The sequence below is a fragment of the Actinomyces howellii genome (assembly GCF_900637165.1).
GTDB classification, from domain to species: Bacteria; Actinomycetota; Actinomycetes; order Actinomycetales; family Actinomycetaceae; genus Actinomyces; species Actinomyces howellii.
Genome location: NZ_LR134350.1, coordinates 600407 through 618565 on the forward strand (window position 1 = coordinate 600407; position 18159 = coordinate 618565).

At 73.1% G+C, this 18159-nt stretch carries 16 protein-coding genes; 5 read left to right on the plus strand and 11 right to left on the minus strand.

The window, feature by feature from the left end; all coding sequences use genetic code 11:
- Nucleotides 1-48: 48 nt before the first annotated feature.
- Together EL245_RS02555 and EL245_RS02560 are read right to left on the minus strand one after the other, a co-directional pair.
- Nucleotides 49-1449, minus strand: coding sequence for a class I SAM-dependent RNA methyltransferase (locus tag EL245_RS02555; RefSeq protein WP_126381724.1), 1401 nt, complete (start codon nt 1447-1449; stop codon nt 49-51).
- Nucleotides 1446-3509, minus strand: a complete 2064-nt coding sequence (locus EL245_RS02560; RefSeq protein ID WP_126381725.1) for an APC family permease — start codon at nt 3507-3509, stop codon at nt 1446-1448. The genes EL245_RS02555 and EL245_RS02560 overlap by 4 nt, the downstream gene beginning before the upstream one ends.
- Before the next feature lie 69 nt (nt 3510-3578).
- Between EL245_RS02560 and EL245_RS02565 the strand changes: the two genes are divergently transcribed.
- Complete coding sequence (locus EL245_RS02565; RefSeq protein ID WP_126381726.1) at nt 3579-4244, plus strand: potassium channel family protein; 666 nt, start codon at nt 3579-3581, stop codon at nt 4242-4244.
- 3 nt (nt 4245-4247) lie between these two features.
- Nucleotides 4248-4949, plus strand: a complete 702-nt coding sequence (locus EL245_RS02570) for a potassium channel family protein (RefSeq protein WP_126381727.1) — start codon at nt 4248-4250, stop codon at nt 4947-4949.
- Nucleotides 4950-4974: 25 nt separating this feature from the next.
- Here the strand turns inward: EL245_RS02570 and EL245_RS02575 are convergent, their stop codons facing one another.
- The 4 genes from EL245_RS02575 to EL245_RS02590 form a co-directional block, all read right to left on the minus strand.
- Complete coding sequence (locus tag EL245_RS02575) at nt 4975-5718, minus strand: DUF3159 domain-containing protein (protein WP_232009841.1); 744 nt, start codon at nt 5716-5718, stop codon at nt 4975-4977.
- Nucleotides 5715-6098, minus strand: coding sequence for an OB-fold nucleic acid binding domain-containing protein (locus tag EL245_RS02580; RefSeq protein WP_126381728.1), 384 nt, complete (start codon nt 6096-6098; stop codon nt 5715-5717). Before EL245_RS02580 ends, EL245_RS02575 begins: the two co-directional genes overlap by 4 nt.
- Before the next feature lie 2 nt (nt 6099-6100).
- Nucleotides 6101-6811: a DUF3710 domain-containing protein gene (locus EL245_RS02585; RefSeq protein WP_126383917.1), complete on the minus strand. Its 711-nt coding sequence runs from the start codon at nt 6809-6811 to the stop codon at nt 6101-6103.
- A 143-nt stretch (nt 6812-6954) separates the two neighbouring features.
- On the minus strand, nt 6955-7260 hold the full coding sequence (locus tag EL245_RS02590; protein ID WP_126381729.1) for a DUF4193 domain-containing protein: 306 nt from the start codon (nt 7258-7260) through the stop codon (nt 6955-6957).
- 336 nt (nt 7261-7596) lie between these two features.
- Here EL245_RS02590 and sepH point away from each other — a divergent pair, with 336 nt between their 5' ends.
- Complete coding sequence (gene sepH / locus EL245_RS02595) at nt 7597-8694, plus strand: septation protein SepH (RefSeq protein WP_126381730.1); 1098 nt, start codon at nt 7597-7599, stop codon at nt 8692-8694.
- A gap of 48 nt (nt 8695-8742) precedes the next feature.
- On the opposite strand, the gene EL245_RS02600 is transcribed toward sepH, so the two are convergent.
- Both EL245_RS02600 and EL245_RS02605 read right to left on the minus strand, forming a co-directional pair.
- On the minus strand, nt 8743-9993 hold the full coding sequence (locus tag EL245_RS02600; protein WP_126381731.1) for an alkaline phosphatase family protein: 1251 nt from the start codon (nt 9991-9993) through the stop codon (nt 8743-8745).
- On the minus strand, nt 9990-10568 hold the full coding sequence (locus EL245_RS02605) for a DUF5998 family protein (RefSeq protein ID WP_164719446.1): 579 nt from the start codon (nt 10566-10568) through the stop codon (nt 9990-9992). The genes EL245_RS02600 and EL245_RS02605 overlap by 4 nt, the downstream gene beginning before the upstream one ends.
- Before the next feature lie 115 nt (nt 10569-10683).
- On the opposite strand from EL245_RS02605, the gene EL245_RS02610 reads away from it, so the two are divergent.
- Entirely contained in the window at nt 10684-13167 is a 2484-nt protein-coding gene (locus tag EL245_RS02610; RefSeq protein ID WP_126381733.1) for a DNA gyrase/topoisomerase IV subunit A, read from the plus strand.
- A 34-nt stretch (nt 13168-13201) separates the two neighbouring features.
- On the opposite strand, the gene EL245_RS02615 is transcribed toward EL245_RS02610, so the two are convergent.
- Complete coding sequence (locus EL245_RS02615) at nt 13202-14260, minus strand: GNAT family N-acetyltransferase (protein ID WP_126381734.1); 1059 nt, start codon at nt 14258-14260, stop codon at nt 13202-13204.
- 92 nt (nt 14261-14352) lie between these two features.
- Nucleotides 14353-16590 carry a DNA gyrase/topoisomerase IV subunit B gene (locus EL245_RS02620; RefSeq protein ID WP_232009842.1) on the minus strand — a complete coding sequence of 746 codons (2238 nt, stop codon included), beginning with the start codon at nt 16588-16590 and terminating at the stop codon, nt 14353-14355.
- A gap of 188 nt (nt 16591-16778) precedes the next feature.
- On the opposite strand from EL245_RS02620, the gene EL245_RS02625 reads away from it, so the two are divergent.
- A complete protein-coding gene (locus EL245_RS02625) occupies nt 16779-17045 on the plus strand; it encodes a DUF7455 domain-containing protein (protein WP_126381735.1) in 267 nt (88 codons plus the stop codon).
- A gap of 165 nt (nt 17046-17210) precedes the next feature.
- Here EL245_RS02625 and EL245_RS02630 read toward each other — a convergent pair whose 3' ends face one another.
- Nucleotides 17211-17714, minus strand: coding sequence for a VOC family protein (locus tag EL245_RS02630; RefSeq protein WP_197719436.1), 504 nt, complete (start codon nt 17712-17714; stop codon nt 17211-17213).
- Nucleotides 17715-18159: the final 445 nt, after the last annotated feature.

An 18159-nucleotide genomic window follows, 5' to 3' on the forward strand; every position in this document is an offset into this window, starting at 1 on the left:
GTAGTCGCGCCGCAGACGGGGCCGCCGGGTTTTCAGCCCACCTCCCGCTCAGGGCCGCTCGAGGACCGCGACGACCTCGAGGTGGTGGGTGTGGGGGAACATGTCGAGCGCGCTCATCGCCGCCAGACCGTATCCGGCACCGAGGAGGACCGCCGTGTCGCGGGCCAGTGCCGCTGGGTCGCAGGCGACGAGCACGATGCGGCGCGCGCCCAGGGCGGCCACGGCTGCGGCCACCGCCTGACCTGCGCCCTGACGAGGAGGATCGAGCACGACGACGTCGGGGCCGCCGCCCATGACCTCCTGCGCGCCCAGGGCCCTGACGGTGTCGGCGGTGACCGGGCCGCTGCGCAGGTGGGCGCCGGGAAGGTCGTGCAGGTTGCGGCGAGCGTCACGCACCGCCTGCTCGCTGCCCTCCAGGGACAGCACGGTCTCGGTGAGCATGGCCAGGGGCAGGGTGAACAGCCCCGCGCCGGAGTAGAGCTCCAGGACCCTCGCGTCACCACGGGTCTCGAGGCGACCGGATCCCGGGAGCGTCCCGGCCGCCGTGGGGACCGGCGCCAGGGCGGCGCGCACGACCCGGTCGACCAGGGCCGCTGGCGCGTCGCGGTGGACCTGCCAGAAGCCGTCGGCACGCACGCCGTAGGACAGCTCGCCCAGGCCGATCCCGGAGGCGTCGACCCGCTCCTCGACCCTGCGCCGCCCCGTGGGCCGAGCGGCGGCGGTGTGCACGGCGCCGTCGAGGATGACGACCGGCTCCCCCACGCTGGGGGCCACGACGTCGACGCGGGTCCCCGGCCGGTAGCGCCGGCGCCATCGACCGGACTCGGTCAGCCCGAGCGCCTGGATCTGCGGGACGGCCAGCGGCAGGCGGAGCACCGGCAGGACCGTGCGGGAGCGGAAGGCGTGCATCCCCGCCCGTCCGTCAGGGGTGACGGTCAAGGAGATCCGGGTGCGGGTGCCCTGTCCCGCCGTCGCCCCGGTGCCCGTGTCCCGGGCGGCGACGGGGCCGACCTGCTCGACGAGGACCCCGTCGGGCTGGGCCTCGGGCAGCCCGGCCACGGCCCGGGCGACCGTCTCTCCACCGATGCGCCGCAGGCAGTCGGCCAGGACGCGGCGCTTCCAGTCCCGCTGGGCCGGCAGGGCGACATGGCTCAGCTCTCCCCCGCCCACTCCCCCGGGGCCGGCCTCGGGCCACACCGGCGTCACGCGGTCCGGCGAGGCCTCGAGGACCTCGACCGCCTCCGCCCTCCACACCTTCGAGCCCCTCCCGGTGACGCGGGCGCGCACGGTCTCCCCGGGAAGGGCGTGACGCACGAAGACGACGCGTCCCCCGGGGTCGTCGGCCGGGCGGGCCACGCAGTGGCCGCCGTGTGCCGGCGCACCCACGGCCAGGACGAGCTCGTCCGGCTCGTGGGCGTCACGGGGGTGAGCAGTGCGCCGGGGGCTCATCGTCCGCTCCCGGCGCGACGCAGGCGACGGGCCTCGGCCCGGCGGGAGGCGACATCGGTGTCGGCGATGCCTTCAGGGGTGGTCGCCCGCACGCCGCGGTGGACGTGGGTCTGGCCGGGTGCTCCCAGCTGCCACGGCACGGAGGCCACGACGACCCCGGGGGTGAACAGCAGCGCGGTCTTGAGCCGCAGGGCGGTCTGGCTGTGCAGCACCTGCTCCCACCAGTGGCGCACGATGTACTCGGGCAGGAAGACGACGACGAGGTCGCGGGGGGACTCACGGCGTACCGAGCGCACGTAGGACACGATCGGTCGTGTCAGTTCGCGCAGGGGGGAGTCCAGGACGGTCAGGGGCACGGGCAGGTCGGCCTCCTCCCACTGCTCAAGCAGGCGCTCGGCGGCGCCGTCGCCGGCGTCGACGGTGACGGCCTCGATGGAGGTCGGATAGGTCGACAGGGCGTAGGTCAGTGCGCGCAGGGTCGGCCGGTTGAGCCGTGAGGCGAGCACGACGGCGTGGACGTGGGCGGGCAGGACCCTGGCGTCGTGGAGGTCGTCGATGGCCATCTCCTGCCCCACCCTGCGGTAGTGCCTGCGGATCCTGTTCATGACGAGGAAGAGCAGTGCCATGAGAAGCAGGGTCACCCACGCCCCGCGGGTGAGCTTGGTGAGGAGCACGATGAGGAGGACCAGCCCGGTCCCCGCGGCCCCGACGGTGTTGACCACGCGCGAGCGGGCCATGCTCCGGCGGGCCCCGGGGTCGGTGGCCAGGGCCAGGGCGCGGGTCCAGTGGCGGACCATGCCGACCTGGGACAGGGTGAAGGAGATGAAGACCCCGACGATGTAGAGCTGGATGAGCCTGTTCGTGCTCGCTCCGAAGCCGACGATGAAGGCCACCGCCCCCAGCCACAGCACGACGATGCCGTTGGAGTAGGCCAGGCGGTCCCCGCGCAGGGCGAGCTGGCGGGGAAGGAACTCATCGCGGCCCAGCACCGAGGCCAGGACCGGGAAGCCGTTGAAGGCGGTGTTGGCCGCCAGGACCAGGATGAGGCCGGTGACGACGGTGATGAGGTAGAACATCGGCTTGACGTCGGCGAAGACGGTGGCCGCGATCTGCCCGATGACCGGGTCCTGGTGGTAGCCCTCCCCCAGCGGCACCCCGTTGCTGAGCAGCTCAGTGGCCGGGTCCTCCGCCATGCGCACCCCGGTCGCGCCCGCCAGGTGGACGATGCTCAGGAGCATGAGCGCCGAGATCGTCCCCAGCATGAGCAGCGTCGTCGCGGCGTTGCGGGACTTGGGACGCCGGAAGCTGGGCACGCCGTTGGAGATCGCCTCGACTCCGGTCAGCGCCGCGCAGCCCGAGGAGAAGGCGCGCAGGACGAGGAAGGCCCCCGCCATCCCCGTCAGGCCCTGCTCCCACCCGCTCTGGGCGACCACCTCGTAGGAGGCCGACGGGGCGCTCCCCAGGGCACCGGTGGCCTCCTGGACCAGGCCCGTGACCGCCAGGACCCCGATGGCCCCCATGTACAGGTAGGTGGGGACGGCGAAGGCGCCTCCGGACTCCCTGGAGCCACGCAGGTTGAGCACGGCCAGGAGCGTCGCGATCCCGACCGCGATCTCGACCTTGTAGGGCGAGACCGAGGGGACGGCCGCAGCGAGGTAGGAGGTCCCCGCCGATACCGACACCGCGACGGTGAGCACGTAGTCGCACAGGAGGGCCGAGGCCACCGCCAGGCCCGCGTGGGAGCCGAGGTTGGTCGACACGACCTCGTAGTCCCCGCCCCCCGAGGGGTAGGCGTGGACGGTCTGCCGGTAGGAGGCGACGACGATGAGAAGCACCGCGACCACCGCCAGGGCGATCCACGGGGAGACGACGGTCGCGGCGACACCGGCCACTGCCAGGGTGATGAGGACCTCATCGGGGGCGTAGCCCACGCTCGACAGGGCGTCGGAGGCGAAGACCGGCAGGGCGATCCGCTTGGGCAGAAGCGTCTCGCCCAGCGCCCCGCTGGGCACCGGCCGACCGACGATGAGCCGCTTGACGCGGTCGGCGAAGTCACGCACGGAAGATCATGCTACTCCGCGGCGCCTGGCACGCACACGGGGCCAGGACCCGGGAGTACCGTTGCGTCCGTGCACTTCGTCATCATGGGCTGCGGACGCGTGGGTGCCTCCATGGCCGTCCAGCTCGACCGCATGGGCCACTCGGTGGCCGTCATCGACCAGTCCTCCAACGCCTTCCGTCGCCTTCCCTCCGGCTTCAACGGCCGCAAGGTCAAGGGAATCGGATTCGACCGCGACGCCCTGGAGCAGGCGGGGATCGACGAGGCCTACGCCTTCGTGGCCGTGTCCAACGGGGACAACTCCAACATCGTGGCGGCGCGGGTGGCGCGCGAGCTCTTCGGCGTCGAGCACGTCGTGGCCCGGATCTACGACGCCCGACGTGCCGACGTCTACGAGCGCCTGGGCATCCCGACGGTGGCGACTGTCCGCCAGACCGCCGAGCAGATGATGCGCCGCGTCCTTCCCGGGGTGACCTCCCGCGAGGCCTCCGATCCCTCCGGCGAGGTCTGCCTCGTCCAGCCCGACCTCGCCGTCGCCTGGGTGGGCACGACCGTCGGCAGGCTCGAGGAGCTGGTCGAGGCGAGGGTCGCCTGGGTCTCGCGGGGAGGGGGCGCCCTCGTGCCCCGCGCCTCGACGATCATCCAGGAGAACGACCGCTTGCACGTGGCCGTCAGCACCGACCGGCTGCCCGCCCTGCAGCGGGCCCTGTCCCGTCCCCCCGCCCAGGAGGCCTGAGCCATGAAGATCCTCATCGCCGGAGCCGGGTCGGTGGGCCGCTCGATCGCGCGCGAGCTCATCGCCCGCGGTCACGAGATCACCCTCGTCGACAACTCACCCGACGCGATGCGCGTCGCCGCGGTCCCCGAGGCCGACTGGCTGCTGGCCGACGCCTGTGACGTCGACTCCCTGGCCGAGGCGGGGGCACAGGACTGCGACGTCGTCGTGTCGGCCACGGGGGACGACAAGGCCAACCTCGTCGTGTCCTTGCTGGTCAAGACCGAGTACGGCGTGCCGCGCACGGTGGCCCGCGTCAACAACCCGAAGAACGAGTGGCTCTTCGACGAGACCTGGGGCGTCGACGTGGCGGTGTCGACTCCCCGGATCATGACAGCGCTCGTCGAGGAGGCGGTGAGCATCGGCTCCCTCGTGTCGATCTTCACCTTCCACCAGTCAGGGGCGCTCATGCACGAGCTGACCCTGGCCGACGACTCCCCGGTCATCGGAGAGCTGGTCAGCGAGGTCGACCTGCCGCCGCTGACCGTGCTCGCCGCGATCCTGCGCGACGACCGGCCGATCGTGCCCGGACGTGACGAGCGCTTCGAGCGGGGCGACGAGCTCGTGTTCCTCACCGCCCGTGAGGGCGAGGCCTCCCTGAGGGAGGTCCCGGACATCTTCTCCGGCGCGGAGGACCCGGAGCCCGTCGAGGGAGCCCCCGCCTGACGGGCGACAGGGCTCGCAGCAGCTCTCAGCCGCTCTCAGCCGCGGTGCCAGCGGCCGCCGGGCGCGCGATGCGCCACGCGAACCACAGGGTCAGTGCGTACAGCGGCACGCCCAGGACGATCCTGGCGATCCCGAGCGCACCGAGGGCGGGATCACCCATGAGGTAGAGCGGCACCTCGACGACCAGGCGCAGTGCGAACATCCCGCACAGAACCGCCGTGGCCACGGCGTAGCGGCGCCTGAGACCCTCGAGGTCGGGGTCGGTCCGCCAGGAGGCACGCGCCCGGGCCTGCGCGCTCTCGTCGTCCTCGCCGTCCCCCTGGCCCGAGGCCGTGCGCCACAGCTCGATGAAGACACCGACCAGGGGCCGGCGCAGGGCGATCGACCCCGCGGTCACGGCCAGCATGACGGCGTTGATGATGAGCCCGGTGGCGTAGAAGTTCGAGGCGTGGCCGGTGCGCCAGGCCCAGGCAGCGCTGATGAGCGCGAGAACCGCTCCTCCCAGCACCTGGGTGAGGGGCTGGCCGGCCACGAGCCTGGCCAGGAGGCAGACGGCGCTGAGAGCCAGGGAGGCTCCCAGGGCCACGAGGAGGGCGTCGGGGCGCAGGGCGAGGACCGTGACGAAGACGACCGTGGGTGCGGCGGACTCGAGGACGCCGCGCCAGCCCCCGACGGCCTCGGAGACGTCAAAGCTCTCGGCCCCCACCGCCTCAAGCCCCCCGCCCCGCCGGGTCCCGCGCGGCCCCCGACCGGTTGCGGGCGCGCTCACCTGCCCCTGCCCAGGATCTCGTAGGAGGGGTTGTAGATGGCCGGGCGGGCGCGGCCGGCCACCACCGTGCCCTCGACCATGAGCCGGGCCCCGGGCGAGATGCCGGCGATGGAACGCCGTCCCAACCACACGAGGTCCACCGATCCCGTGCCGTCGAAGAGCTGGCCGACAAGCACCGGCTTGAGGGCGGCCGGCGGGTAGGTGACCGCGCGCAGCACCCCGCCGACGCGGACGCGCTCACGCGCCCGCAGGTCGTTGAGGGGAGTGGTCGTCCCTCTCAGGGCACTGAGGGAGCGGGTGGTGTCGTCGGCGTCGAGCTGGTCACGGTCGGCGCTCAGGTGCTCGACCACGCGCCGCAGCAGCCCCGGGCGCGCTGCCATGATCAGCGCACCTCGGCGATCGTGGGACCCGGGGAGAGGGGGTCGAGACCCGGCAGGTCCTCGGCCTCCGGGGCGGCCCCGGCCCCCGGTGCGTGCAGCGGCAGGATCTCACGCGGCGGGCGCGCGGCTCCGTCGCGCACGACGACGACGTCGGCGAAGACCTCGCGCAGCGAGCGGGAGGCCGCCTCGTCGGTGGCCGCCCTGCCCTGGAGCACGCCGCGCAGGAACCAGCGGGGGCCGTCCACGCCGATGAACCGCACGGCGACGGTCGAGTCGTGGCCGTCCCGGCCGCGCACCGGGACCTGCGCGAGGATCTCAGGGCCGTGGGGCCCTGAGACGACCTTGTGGGAGGCGCGGGTGCGGGTGAGCTCGGCGGTGATGTCCTCGCGCAGCTCCTCCCAGATGCCTGTCGAGCGCGGCGCGGCGAAGGCACGCAGCTCCAGGCTCGACCCGCCCAGGACCAGCACGACGGCCCCGGCCTCGGCCCCGGCACCGGGGCTCTCGAGGCGGATCTGCATGCCGTCGACGGCCGGGACACGCAGCGAACCGAGGTCGACGCGCACGGTGGATCCGCTCGCCTCAGGGGCGTCGGCACTGTCCCACGGACCGCCGACGACCTCCTCGGGCTCACGGGAGGCCGGCTCGGGGTCGCCGGGTGAGCTGTCCCGTGCCGGCTCGGCGTCGTCGGGTCGTCTCCGGGAGAACAGGCCCATGGTGGCCTCCTGTGGGTCGTGGCGGGAACGGGTCCCGGTGCGTTGGCTCATCCGGGACCCTAAGGAGTCAGGGACGGCGGTCCGCCCGCTTGGTGGCCGAGGCGCTCAGGCGCCCCGGCCGGCGACGGAGCCGTGGGTCGCGGTCAGCCCGCGCAGTCGGTGCACACCGGCAGGCCGGTGGCGTCGTCGACGTAGGCCAGAGAGCCCCGGTGGTGGACCAGGAAGCACTCGGAGCAGGTGAACTCGTCCTCGAGCTGGGGCACGACGTGGACGCTCAGCTCCTCCCTGGACAGGTCCGCGCCTGGGAGCTCAAAGCCCTCGGCGACCTCGTTCTCGTCCTCCTCGATCGCCTCGGAGGACTGGTCCTTCTGCCGGGCGGTCAGCTCCTCGATCGAATCGGCCTCGGGCTCGTCATCGTTCTTGCGCGGGGCGTCGTAGTCGGTCGCCATGGCCTCGTCACTTTCTTTCGTCGACGGCTCTCGGTGGGGCTCCCCGGCGGCGCAGGGGCGCCGCGGGGGGCGTCCACAGCACCCAGGGCACCGCGGACCGCCCCGGCCGAGCAGGGCACGCGCACCATAGCACCGTGGCCCCGTCAGGGGAATCATCCGGGTTGTGGTCATGTCCCACGCCGCCGTCACGTGCGTCACTGTGCTCGTGGGGGACCCGGGCCCGACCTGTGGCTAGACCCTCAGACCCGCGTGCCACACCGCCCCGCCTCCCCGCCGTGGGCCGCTAAGGATGGCACGCTGAGGCATGTCCGAAGGACTGTAAGGAGGCCCACGCCCATGATCGAGCTCGAGCTGCTGGGAGCCAACGGCGACGTGGTCGTCATGACCGATGCCCAGGGAGAGCGGTACAGCATCGTCGTGGACGACGCCCTGCGCGCTGCCGTGCGCCGGGCGCGCCCCTCGGCCCTCGTGCACGCTCCCGAGGTCCCGGCTCCGGGCTCGACCGTGCGGCCGCGCGACCTCCAGGCGCTCATGAGGGCGGGTGCGAGCGCCGAGGAGGTCGCCGCCACGACCGGCCTGCGCGTCGATCACGTGCGACGCTTCGAGGGGCCGGTCCTGGCCGAGCGGACCTGGGCGGTCGGCCAGGCCCAGGCGTGTCGGATCGGCTGGGAGAACGACTCCCCCGTCCTGGGGGAGCTGGTCGTCGACCGTCTGGCCACCCGGGGGGTGGAGCCCTCGAGCCTGGAGTGGGACGCCCTGCGCGAGGGGCGCAGCCCCTGGCAGGTGACGCTGGCCTTCATCCAGGGCGCGCAGGTCAGGCACGCGCGGTGGGAGCTCGACCTGACCGCCAAGTCGGTGACGGCGCTCGACGACGAGGCCAGGTGGCTCACCGAGGCGGCGGCCGCCCGGCGCCCGGCGGTCTTCGACCAGGACTCCGGGGCCTCGGGCGCGGCCGCCGGGGCCGATCCGGACCCCGCGCTCGGCGAGGCGGGACCGGTGCGAGCGGAGCGGGACGCAGCCCAGGAGCCCGCCCCGGACAGCCCGACCGACGCGCTGCTGGCCGATCTTGCCTCCAACCGGGGCCGCCGGCTCGAGGTCGAGCCTCCCGAGGGTCTCGACGAGTCCGAGCTCCCCGCTGCCGACGGGGCGGCCGGGCCCACGAGCCCGGGCGAGGGCAGCGCCCAGATCGTGTCGATGACGGACCGTCGGCGTGCGCTGTCAGCCAACCACCCGGCGGGATCGAAGCTGCCGCGCGTGCCCGGGGAGGCGCACTCGCCCGCCGAGCCCGATGCACGCACCGAGGAGGTGCCTGAGGTCCCCACCCAGGAGGCGCTGCCGCAGATGCCTGACGCCCCTGCCCGTCGCTCCCGGCGCCGGTCGCGCCGCTCGGTGCCCTCCTGGGACGAGATCGTCTTCGGCGCCAAGCCCGAGTAGCTGCCCGGGTAGCTGGCCGAGTAGCTGCCCGGACGGCTCCCGCGGCCCTCAGGCCTGTGCGACCAGCAGCGGCACGATCGTCTCGGCCTCGGTCGAGGAGCCGTGCACGCCGGGCATCGCCATCGCCCCGGGCGAGTGCACCCTCGGGTCCACGACCACCCACCGGCCGGCCATGGCCACGAGCACGTCCCCGAGGACCCCGTGGGCGCGCGGGCCCACCGGGCCGAGCATCTCGTGGGCCTGGTCCCGGGTGCCGACCCACAGGGCCCGCTCCCCCAGCTCGGCGCGCCACCGGTCGGCGACCTGCCGGGCGGTGTCGGGGTCCGAGCCGGGGACGTGGAGCTGGGTGAAGCGCGGCTCGCCGGCGACGGCGACGACGTCGCGCGCCAGCGACGGGTGCGCGGTCACCTCGATGCGCAGGGACTCGTCGGTGTCGACCATGCCGTGGTCGGCCGTCAGGACGACCCGGGTGCCCCCGGGGACCCGACGAAGCAGCTCGGTCATCGCGGCGTCGAGCCGCTCGAGCTGCTCGAGCCAGGTCGCCGAGCGCCACCCGTGGGCGTGTCCCGCGTGGTCGAGCTCGCCGACGTAGAGGTAGACCAGGGGCGTGCCTCGACGCAGAGCCTGTGCCGCCGCTGCCGGTCGGTCCTCGAGCCGGTCGACCCCCACGTGGGTGGCACCGCGCAGACCCGCCTGCGTCAGTCCTGACCCGGCGAAGCGCGAGGGCCCGACAGACACGACCGTGGGCCGGGTGCCGGAGGCCGGGTCGGCCTCGACGCGCTCGAAGATCGTGGGAACGTCCTGCCAGGCTCGTGGGTCGGGCGCCTGTCCCTCCCAGGTGATGAGGCACAGGTTGCGCTCCCCGGAGGGGACCGTCCCGGCAGGAAGGTCGCGCCCGAGCAGCGGGTTGAGGACGCTGTACCCCACCATGCCGGTCAGTCCCGGCCCGGCACCGGTACCCAGGGTGGTCAGCGCCGCGGCGGTCGTCGACGGCAGGCAGGTCACCGCGGCGGGACCGGGGCCTCCTGCCGCCTCGGCCTGGGAGAGCCAGGAACGCAGCCGGGGGGCGTGGCCCCGACGCTCCCGCAGCTGCACGAGACCCAGGCCGTCGACGAGCACGACGACGGTCCCGGCACCGGTGGTCGGGTCGTCCAGGCCCCATGCCCGGGCCGCCCGTCGGGCCTGGGCGTCGGTGAGGGCGCCCTGGGGACCGTCTGCCAGGGACAGCCCGGCGCTGACTGCGGCTGCCCCCAGGACCTGCCGGAGCTCGGGCAGGGACGGGTCGGTCCCGGCGCTCATGGGCGGGTCGTGGCCGCCGACAGGGCCCGGGCGAAGGCCTCGGCCCGGGCCAGGGCCTCGTCCCCCTCGACGCCCGCGGACACGCGCACGACGATGTCGTCGGGCATCGACACCCCGCTCAGACCGTGATCGGCCTGGCAGGTCGGGTCGGCGCAGGCCGTCGGCTCCAGGTCCAGGCGGCGTACCGAGCCCCAGGACACGGCGATGGTCATCTCGGACAGGCGGCCGCCTCCGGCCGCGGGCTCGACCACGCCGCGGGTGAGCGCCACCGAGGCGATCCGGGACAACGGCACCGCCTCGCTCGTGGCCACGGCGCCGGGACGCCCGTCCTCGCGAGGCAGGTCGTCGACGTGGACGATGATGAGGCGGGTGCCCGTCAGGGCCATGACGGTGAGGTGGCGGTGCACGGCGTCGTCGAAGGTCGTCTCCGCCTGGACGAGGTCGACCAGGACGTCCTCGCCCGCCAGCGCCACGTCGAGGGTCCCCAGGACGAGCTCGGGATAGTAGCCTGCGCGGGCCACCGCGTCGACGAAGGTGCCCGTGGAGCCACGGTCGATGGGGTCCGTCGGAGTCATGGGCATCATTGTGCCACCGGCCCACGACACGCTGGATCCCCGCCGGGCGGGCCCCGGGACGGGCCTGCCGGGTGTCGAGTCGTCGAACCCGCCCGCCGACGGCGACAATGCCCCCATGCCGAAGTCCACCACGCAGACGCCTCCTCCGGTCGAGGACCACATCGTCGACCTGGACCTGCCCACGGAGATGCGCTCCTCCTTCCTGGAGTACGCCTACTCCGTCATCTACGCCCGGGCCCTGCCCGACGCCCGGGACGGTCTCAAGCCCGTCCAGCGGCGCATCCTGTTCCAGATGGACCGCATGGAGCTGCGTCCCGACCGGCCCCACGTCAAGTCCTCGCGCGTCGTGGGCGACGTCATGGGCCGCCTCCACCCCCACGGGGACGTCGCCATCTACGAGGCGCTCGTGCGACTCGCCCAGCCCTTCACGATGCGCCTGCCCCTCGTCGACGGTCACGGCAACTTCGGCTCCCTCGACGACGGCCCGGCGGCGCCGCGCTACACCGAGGCCCGTCTCGCCCCTCCGGCGATGGCGCTGACCGCGGACATCGACGAGGACACGGTCGACTTCTCCCCCACCTACGACTACACGCTCACCGAGCCCGACGTGCTGCCCGCCGCCCTGCCCAACCTCCTGGTCAACGGCGCCTCGGGAATCGCCGTGGGCATGGCCACCAACATGCCTCCCCACAACCTCATCGAGGTCGTCGGCGCAGCGCGCCACCTCGTCGACCACCCCGATGCCACGCTGGCCGACCTCATGGCCTTCGTTCCCGGTCCGGACCTTCCCTCCGGCGGGATGATCGTCGGCCTCGAGGGGATCCGGGAGGCCTACCGCACCGGTCGGGGCAAGTTCCTCACGCGGGCCACGGCCCGGGTCGAGAACATCACCCCCCGCAAGAAGGGCATCGTAGTCACCGAGCTGCCCTACCTCGTGGGGCCCGAGAAGGTGATCTCCCGCATCAAGGAGGCGGTGTCGGCCAAGAAACTCCAGGGCGTCACCGACGTCGCGGACCTCACCGACCGCAGGCACGGAACGCGTCTGGTCATCGGGGTCAAGAACGGCTACAACCCCGAGGCCGTCCTGGCCCAGCTCTACCGGCACACGCCCCTGGAGGACTCCTTCGGCATCAACAACGTCTGCCTCGTCGACGGCCAACCGCGCACCCTGGGGCTGCGCGAGCTGCTCGAGGTCTTCGTGCGCCACCGTCTGACGGTCGTCGAGCGCCGGACGCGCTTCCGCCTGGCCAGGCACCTCGAGCGCCAGCACCTCGTCGAGGGCCTGCTCGTCGCGATCCTCAACATCGACGAGGTCATCGAGGTCGTGCGCTCCTCGGACGACGCCGCGACGGCGCGCACCCGCCTCATGCAGGTCTTCGACCTCACCGAGCCTCAGGCCTCCTACATCCTGGAGCTCCAGCTGCGGCGCCTGACCCGCTTCTCGGTCATCGAGCTGGAGAAGGAGCGCGACGAGCTGGCGCGGGCCGTCGAGGAGCTCGAGGCGATCCTGGCCGACGAGCGTCGTCTGCGGGCCGTGGTCTCCCGGGAGATGGCGGCCGTGGCCGAGGAGTTCGGCACCCCGCGGCGCACCGTGCTCCTCGAGGCACCTGGAGCCTCCCCGTCCCAGGCGGGCTCGGCCGGTCAGAAGACCCCCTCCGGCCTGCTCACGGCAGCGGCCGAGGTGCCCCTGACCGTGCCGGACGACCCGTGCAGGGTCCTGCTGTCGACCACGGGCCTGGTGGCGCGCGTCGGCGGCGTCGAGCCCGTCCCCCGCACCGGATCGCGCGTGCGCCACGACGCCCTGGTCAGCCAGGTGTCGGTGACCGCCCGCGGCCAGGTCGGCGCGGTCACGGACACCGGCAGGCTCCTGCGCCTTGAGGTGGTCGACACCCCCGAGGTCCCCCGCACCGACGGTGCCCCCTCCCTGGCCGGCGGCCAGCCCGTCGAGCTCCTTGTCGACCTCGAGCCGGGCGAGACGGTCGTGGGTCTTGTGCCCGTGGGCTCCGACGTCCCGGTGGCCCTCATGACCGCCTCGGGCGTGGTCAAGCGGGTCCGACCGGGTGACGAGCCCAAGAGCGGCGAGGCCTGGGAGGTCATCTCCCTGTCCGAGGAGGACCGCCTCGTCTTCGCGGGCACGGCCGCGGACACCGACGTCCTGGTCATGGTGGCCTCCGACGCCCAGCTCCTGCGCTTCGAGGCCTCACGGGTCCGGCCCCAGGGCCGCGCCGCCGGCGGCATGGCGGGCATCTCCCTGCGCGAGGGGGCGCGTGTCATCGCCGGGGCGGCGGTGCCCGCCGACCTGCTCGCTGAGGCGGTCGTCGTCACCATCGCCGACGCCGCCGGCGCGCTGCCCGGGATGGACTCGGGCAGCGTCAAGGTCACGCCCCTGGACCGCTACCCCGCCAAGGGGCGCGCCACCGGCGGCGTGCGCGCCCAGCGCTTCCTGCGGGGCGAGGACCAGCTGGTCCTGGCCTGGGTGGGGGTGGGACCGGCTCGTGCGGTCGGCAGCGGCGGGCAGTCCGTCGCCCTGCCCGATGCCGACGAGCGGCGGGACGCCTCCGGCTCGCCTGTGACCGCGCCGGTGGCGGGGGTCGGCTGAGGCGCCCGTCCCGGGGGCCCTGGGGTCCGGGCCCCTACACGTCCAGGGCGTAGAGGATGGTTCCACGGGTCGGGGTGTACCCCAGGGCGCGGTAGAGGTCGACCGCACCCGTGGGGTTGTCGGAGTCGACCCCCGCCGCGGCGTAGTCCATGCCGTCGCGCCTGTAGGCCCGCATCGCCGCGGTGAGCAGGGCCGGGGCGACCTCCCGGGACCGGTACTCGGCCAGGACCCCCAGCATGTCGGTGTAGCCCTCCCGCCAGCCCAGGGCGTCCCAGTCCTGCTCGTAGCGGCCCGACAGGAGGTAACCCGCGACGCGAGCACGGTCCCCGGAGCGGTCCAGGGCGACGAAGCTCCACTGCGGGGCGAAGTAGGACCTGCCCGCACCCCACTCCTCGGCGCTGACGGCTCCTGCGCCCACGCCCTGGCCGAATGCCTGGTTGTGGGCACGGCGCACGGCGTCGTCACGCTCCTCGCTCCACGGCTCGATGCTCAGGAAGCCGTCGAGGCTGATCCGGGGGATCGGCTCGGTCAGGGGGCGGCGCACCTCCCTGTACCAGCGCCTCGGCTCGAAGCCCAGCTCGGCCAGGTGGGTCATCATCCGCTCGTCGTCCTCCAGGACGGTGGTGACCACGTGCGCCTGCGCGGAGGCCGACGACGACCCCGGTGCCGCGCCCGCCCGCTCGGCGCCGATGAGGTGACGGGCCCGCTCGGCCTGCCAGTGCAGGAGGGCTCCACCGATGCCGCGCTTGCGGAAGTCGGGGTCGACCACCCCGGTCATCGAGGCGTAGATCTGCTCGGCCGGGCGCAGTCGCACGAGTCCGAAGGCGCGCATGACGCCGTCCTCGTCGCGTCCGGCGACACCGGAGTAGGTCGGGTCGATGAAGTACTCGGCCGTCTCCTCGGCCGTCGTGCGGTAGGGAGGGTCGTCGACGGCCTCCGCACGGGCGACGAGCTCGGCGAGCTCGCGGTTGTCGAAGGGACCCAGAGGAGTCCAGGACAGCTCCCTGGGCAGGGCGGACCGGGGGCCCGGCCTGAACACCGACCAGGGTCCTGAGCGGCCGCTACGACGTGGGAGGCCGTAGACGTCGTTCATGTGGGCGCCTCCTTCGGCAAGGGCCCCGCGCGGGTGAGCCCCGGGGCGGGCTGGGGTCCAGGGCAGGCTACCGGACACGGGCGCCCCGCGCCTCAGGCGTCGATGCGCTCCCGGTCCACCTGGGCGGCGCCGTCGATGATGAAGTCGCGTCGCGGCTCGACCGAGGCGCCCATGAGCAGCTCGAAGACGTGCTCGGCCTCGAGCAGGGCGGCCTCGTCCGCGAGCGTGATGCGCCGCAGGGTCCGGTGGCCGGGCTCCATGGTGGTCTCGGCCAGCTGGTGGGCGTCCATCTCCCCCAGCCCCTTGTACCGCTGCGGCTCCTTGAATCCTCTCCCCTGTCGCTCCAGGCGGCGCAGGGTCCGGACCAGCTCGTCGTCGGAGTAGGTGTAGATGACCTCCTTGCCCCGCCGCCCCCGGCCCGCGACCTCGACGCGGTGGAGGGGGGGCACGGCCGCGTACACCCGCCCCGCCTCGATCATCGGTCGCATGTAGCGGAAGAAGAGGGTGAGCAGGAGGGTACGGATATGGGCTCCGTCGACGTCGGCGTCGGTCATGAGGATGACCTTGCCGTAGCGCGCCTGGCTCAGGTCGAAGGTCCGCCCCGAGCCTGCGCCCACGACCTGGATGATCGCCGAGCACTCGGCGTTGCGCAGCATGTCCGCCTGGGAGGCCTTCTGGACGTTGAGGATCTTGCCGCGGATGGGAAGGAGCGCCTGGAACTCGGAGTTTCGGGCGTTCTTGGCGGTGCCCAGGGCCGAGTCCCCCTCGACGATGAACAGCTCCGAGGAGGAGACGTCGTCGGAGCGGCAGTCGGCGAGCTTGGCAGGCAGCGTGGAGGTCTCCAGAGCCGTCTTGCGCCGGCTGATCTCCTTGTGCATCCGGGCGCTGACCCGGGCCCGCATCTCACCGACGATCTTCTCCTGCAGCGCGCGCGACTGGGCCCGCAGGTCCCGCTTGGAGGAGGTGAGCAGCGCCGTCAGCTCGGTGTCGACGACCCGGGCCACGATCTGGCGCACGGGGGCGGTGCCCAGCACCTCCTTGGTCTGCCCCTCGAACTGGGGCTCGGGCACCCGCACGGTGACCACCGCGGTCAGGCCCGCCAGGATGTCGTCCTTCTCGATACGGCCGTCCTTGCTCGTGACCTTGAGGGCCCGGGCGTTGGACTCGATCTGCTTGCGCAGCACCTTGGTGACCGCCTGCTCAAAGCCCGTCAGGTGGGTACCACCCATCGGCGTGGCGATGATGTTGACGAAGGAGCGCTCGACCGTGTCGTAGCCGACCCCCCAGCGCAGGGCGACGTCGACGGAGCAGGTGCGCTCGACCTCGACCGGCCGCAGGTGCCCTGCGCGGTCGAGCTGCTGGACGGTCTCGGTGTAGGTGCCCTGCCCGGTCAGGTGGAAGGTGTCGGTGACCGAGCCGTCGGAGGCGAGGAAGTCGACGAAGTCGACGGTCCCGCCGCGGGCGCGGAAGAGCTCGGTGCCGTCGGCGGCACCGGGGTCCCCGGCGTCGAACAGGTCCTCCCCCTGCGGGACGCCCGCCGTCTCGGCGCGCATGGCAGGGTCCTGCTCCGGGGCGCGGCCGGCTGTCTGGGAGGCAGGGCGCTGGCTGCGGGCCGCCTCCTGCTCAGGACGCTCGTCGGTCAGGGTCAGGGTCAGCCCGGGCACGAGGAAGCTCGTCTGCCGCAGGCGGGCGCGCAGCGCCCCGGCGTCGTACTGGGCCGGCTCGGGGAAGATCTGGGGGTCGGCCCAGTAGCGCACGCGGGTGCCGGTCACCGAGCGCCTGACCTTGCCGACCACCCGCAGCTCGGAGGCCTCGACGTACTCGGTGAAGGGGGAGGCCAGGCTCGGCCCGCTCGGCGGGTCGGTGAAGACGCCGGGCACGCCCCTGCGGAAGCTCATCGCGTAGGTCTTGCCGCCCCGGTCGACCTCGACGTCCATGCGTGCGCTCAGGGCGTTGACGACGCTGGCCCCGACCCCGTGCAGGCCCCCCGCGGCGCCGTAGGAGCCTCCGCCGAACTTCCCGCCCGCGTGGAGCTTGGTGTAGACCAGCTCGACACCGGTCAGGCCCGAGCCCGGCTCGATGTCGACGGGCACGCCGCGGCCGGTGTCACGCACCTCGACCGAGCCGTCGGCGTGGATGATCACCGAGATGAGGTCGCCGTGGCCCTCGAGGGCCTCGTCGACGCCGTTGTCGATGATCTCCCACACGCAGTGCATGAGGCCCCGCTGGTCGGTGGATCCGATGTACATCCCGGGGCGCTTGCGCACCGCCTCGAGACCCTCCAGCACGGAGAGGTGGCGGGCGGAGTAGGAGCTCGAGGTCTGGGGCACGGCCGAAATCTAGCCGATGAGCGCCCGGCGGTCCCGCTGCCCCGCCGCGGGCGGGCTGTGGTGTCCGCCGTCGGAGCGGATCTGGCCGGGTCACGGGACGCGTTCGCCGTCGGCGCATGCGCTGCGCCGGGGGCGGAACGGGCCTCCCGCCGGCCAAGAGGTGCCGTGGCGCGTGATGGAATGCCTGCATGAGCACGATGAGCACGAGCATCACCGAGGCGGCCACGACCTCCTCCGCCGACGCGGCCACCGCCGATGCGGGCTCCACCCCCGAGCGCCCGCTGACCACCGCCGACCGCTGCGACGCCTGCGGCGCCCAGGCCTTCGTGCGCGTCGTCCTGGCCGCGGGCGAGCTGTTGTTCTGCGCCCACCACGGTCGGCAGAACAGGCAGGCCCTCGAGCGCAGGGCGCTGTTCATCCAGGACGAGTCCTCGCGCCTGGCCCAGGGCGCCTGAGCGGTCGTCGGCGGAGCCACGACCGCGCTACGACAGCACTACGAAGCGCTACCGAAGCGCTACTGCCACGCCGGGGCGGCGCTGGGGCCGCGGAGACGGCGTCGTGACCGGGCGGGCCCGGGCGTGGCGGTCACGCACCGCCGCTCCCGGGCCTGCCCGACCCCGCTACGCGCCCTCAGGCTCGCCGCTCCCACCGTCCGCGGCTCCGGCGTGGGCGTTGACCATCCACCGGGTGCCGAAGCGGTCGGTGAGCATGCCGAAGGCGTCGCCCCAGGACTGCACCTCGAAGGGCAGGTGGACCTCAGCACCCTCGCTGAGCGCCTCGAACCAGGCCCGACCCGTCTCGAGGTCGTCGGACAGCAGGCACAGGTGCATGTCGTTGCCCCGGACCAGCTCCTGCGGCGCGACACCCTCCGGAGCGTCGGAGGCCAGGAGGTGGACGACGTCGGAGCGCAGCTCGGCGTGCATGCACAGGGCGGCGGCAGGGTGGTCCGGGGGCAGGGTACCCGCCTGCGCGAAGGTGAGAACCGTCACCTCGCCGCCGAAGATCGACTGGTAGAAGTCGAGCGCACGGGCCGTCTCGGCCCTGAAGTTGAGGTAGGGGCGCAGCGCCGAGGCCGTTGATGTTGCCGAGGTTGCTGAGGTGGCTGATATTCCTGATGCGGTCATGGACCCACTCTGGCCTTGCCCACCCACCTTACCGACGCACCGGCGGGCGCCCCATGTCTCATCTCCCGCCCGAGCCGGGCGCCTCCCACCGGACCAGGACCACAGGCGCAGCGCCCACCCTCCCCGTCCACGGAGGGACCGAGGGTAAGGATCCCTTGACAACACGATTGAGTGCGCTCGATTAACTCATCTGAATTGTGTGATCGACTAGCACCTGATATGCAAGGAAATGCCGATCAAGACGCGCCCAGATGTTGACACGAGAACTGAATGGGTGGCACGATGACATCGCGCCTCGGATCTTCCTGAAGGCGTCCCTTTTTGTCAACGTCAACTTGACCTCCCTGCTTATCAGTCGTACGCGGGCCCTCACCCGCGAAATATCCCTCGTCCCACCCTCACTGAGTTCCCCGCCGACCGCTGCGCCCGTCGAGACTTTTCTCGT

Excerpts from the sequence above, each read along its gene's own strand:
- EL245_RS02555 (WP_126381724.1), bottom strand. The coding sequence starts at position 1,449 with ATGAGCCCCCGGCGCACTGCTCACCCCCGTGACGCCCACGAGCCGGAC.
- EL245_RS02570 (WP_126381727.1), top strand. The coding sequence starts at position 4,248 with ATGAAGATCCTCATCGCCGGAGCCGGGTCGGTGGGCCGCTCGATCGCG.
- EL245_RS02580 (WP_126381728.1), bottom strand. The coding sequence starts at position 6,098 with ATGGCAGCGCGCCCGGGGCTGCTGCGGCGCGTGGTCGAGCACCTGAGC.
- EL245_RS02585 (WP_126383917.1), bottom strand. The coding sequence starts at position 6,811 with ATGGGCCTGTTCTCCCGGAGACGACCCGACGACGCCGAGCCGGCACGG.
- EL245_RS02590 (WP_126381729.1), bottom strand. The coding sequence starts at position 7,260 with ATGGCGACCGACTACGACGCCCCGCGCAAGAACGATGACGAGCCCGAG.
- sepH (WP_126381730.1), top strand. The coding sequence starts at position 7,597 with ATGATCGAGCTCGAGCTGCTGGGAGCCAACGGCGACGTGGTCGTCATG.
- EL245_RS02600 (WP_126381731.1), bottom strand. The coding sequence starts at position 9,993 with ATGAGCGCCGGGACCGACCCGTCCCTGCCCGAGCTCCGGCAGGTCCTG.
- EL245_RS02605 (WP_164719446.1), bottom strand. The coding sequence starts at position 10,568 with ATGACTCCGACGGACCCCATCGACCGTGGCTCCACGGGCACCTTCGTC.
- EL245_RS02610 (WP_126381733.1), top strand. The coding sequence starts at position 10,684 with ATGCCGAAGTCCACCACGCAGACGCCTCCTCCGGTCGAGGACCACATC.
- EL245_RS02615 (WP_126381734.1), bottom strand. The coding sequence starts at position 14,260 with ATGAACGACGTCTACGGCCTCCCACGTCGTAGCGGCCGCTCAGGACCC.
- EL245_RS02625 (WP_126381735.1), top strand. The coding sequence starts at position 16,779 with ATGAGCACGATGAGCACGAGCATCACCGAGGCGGCCACGACCTCCTCC.
- EL245_RS02630 (WP_197719436.1), bottom strand. The coding sequence starts at position 17,714 with ATGACCGCATCAGGAATATCAGCCACCTCAGCAACCTCGGCAACATCA.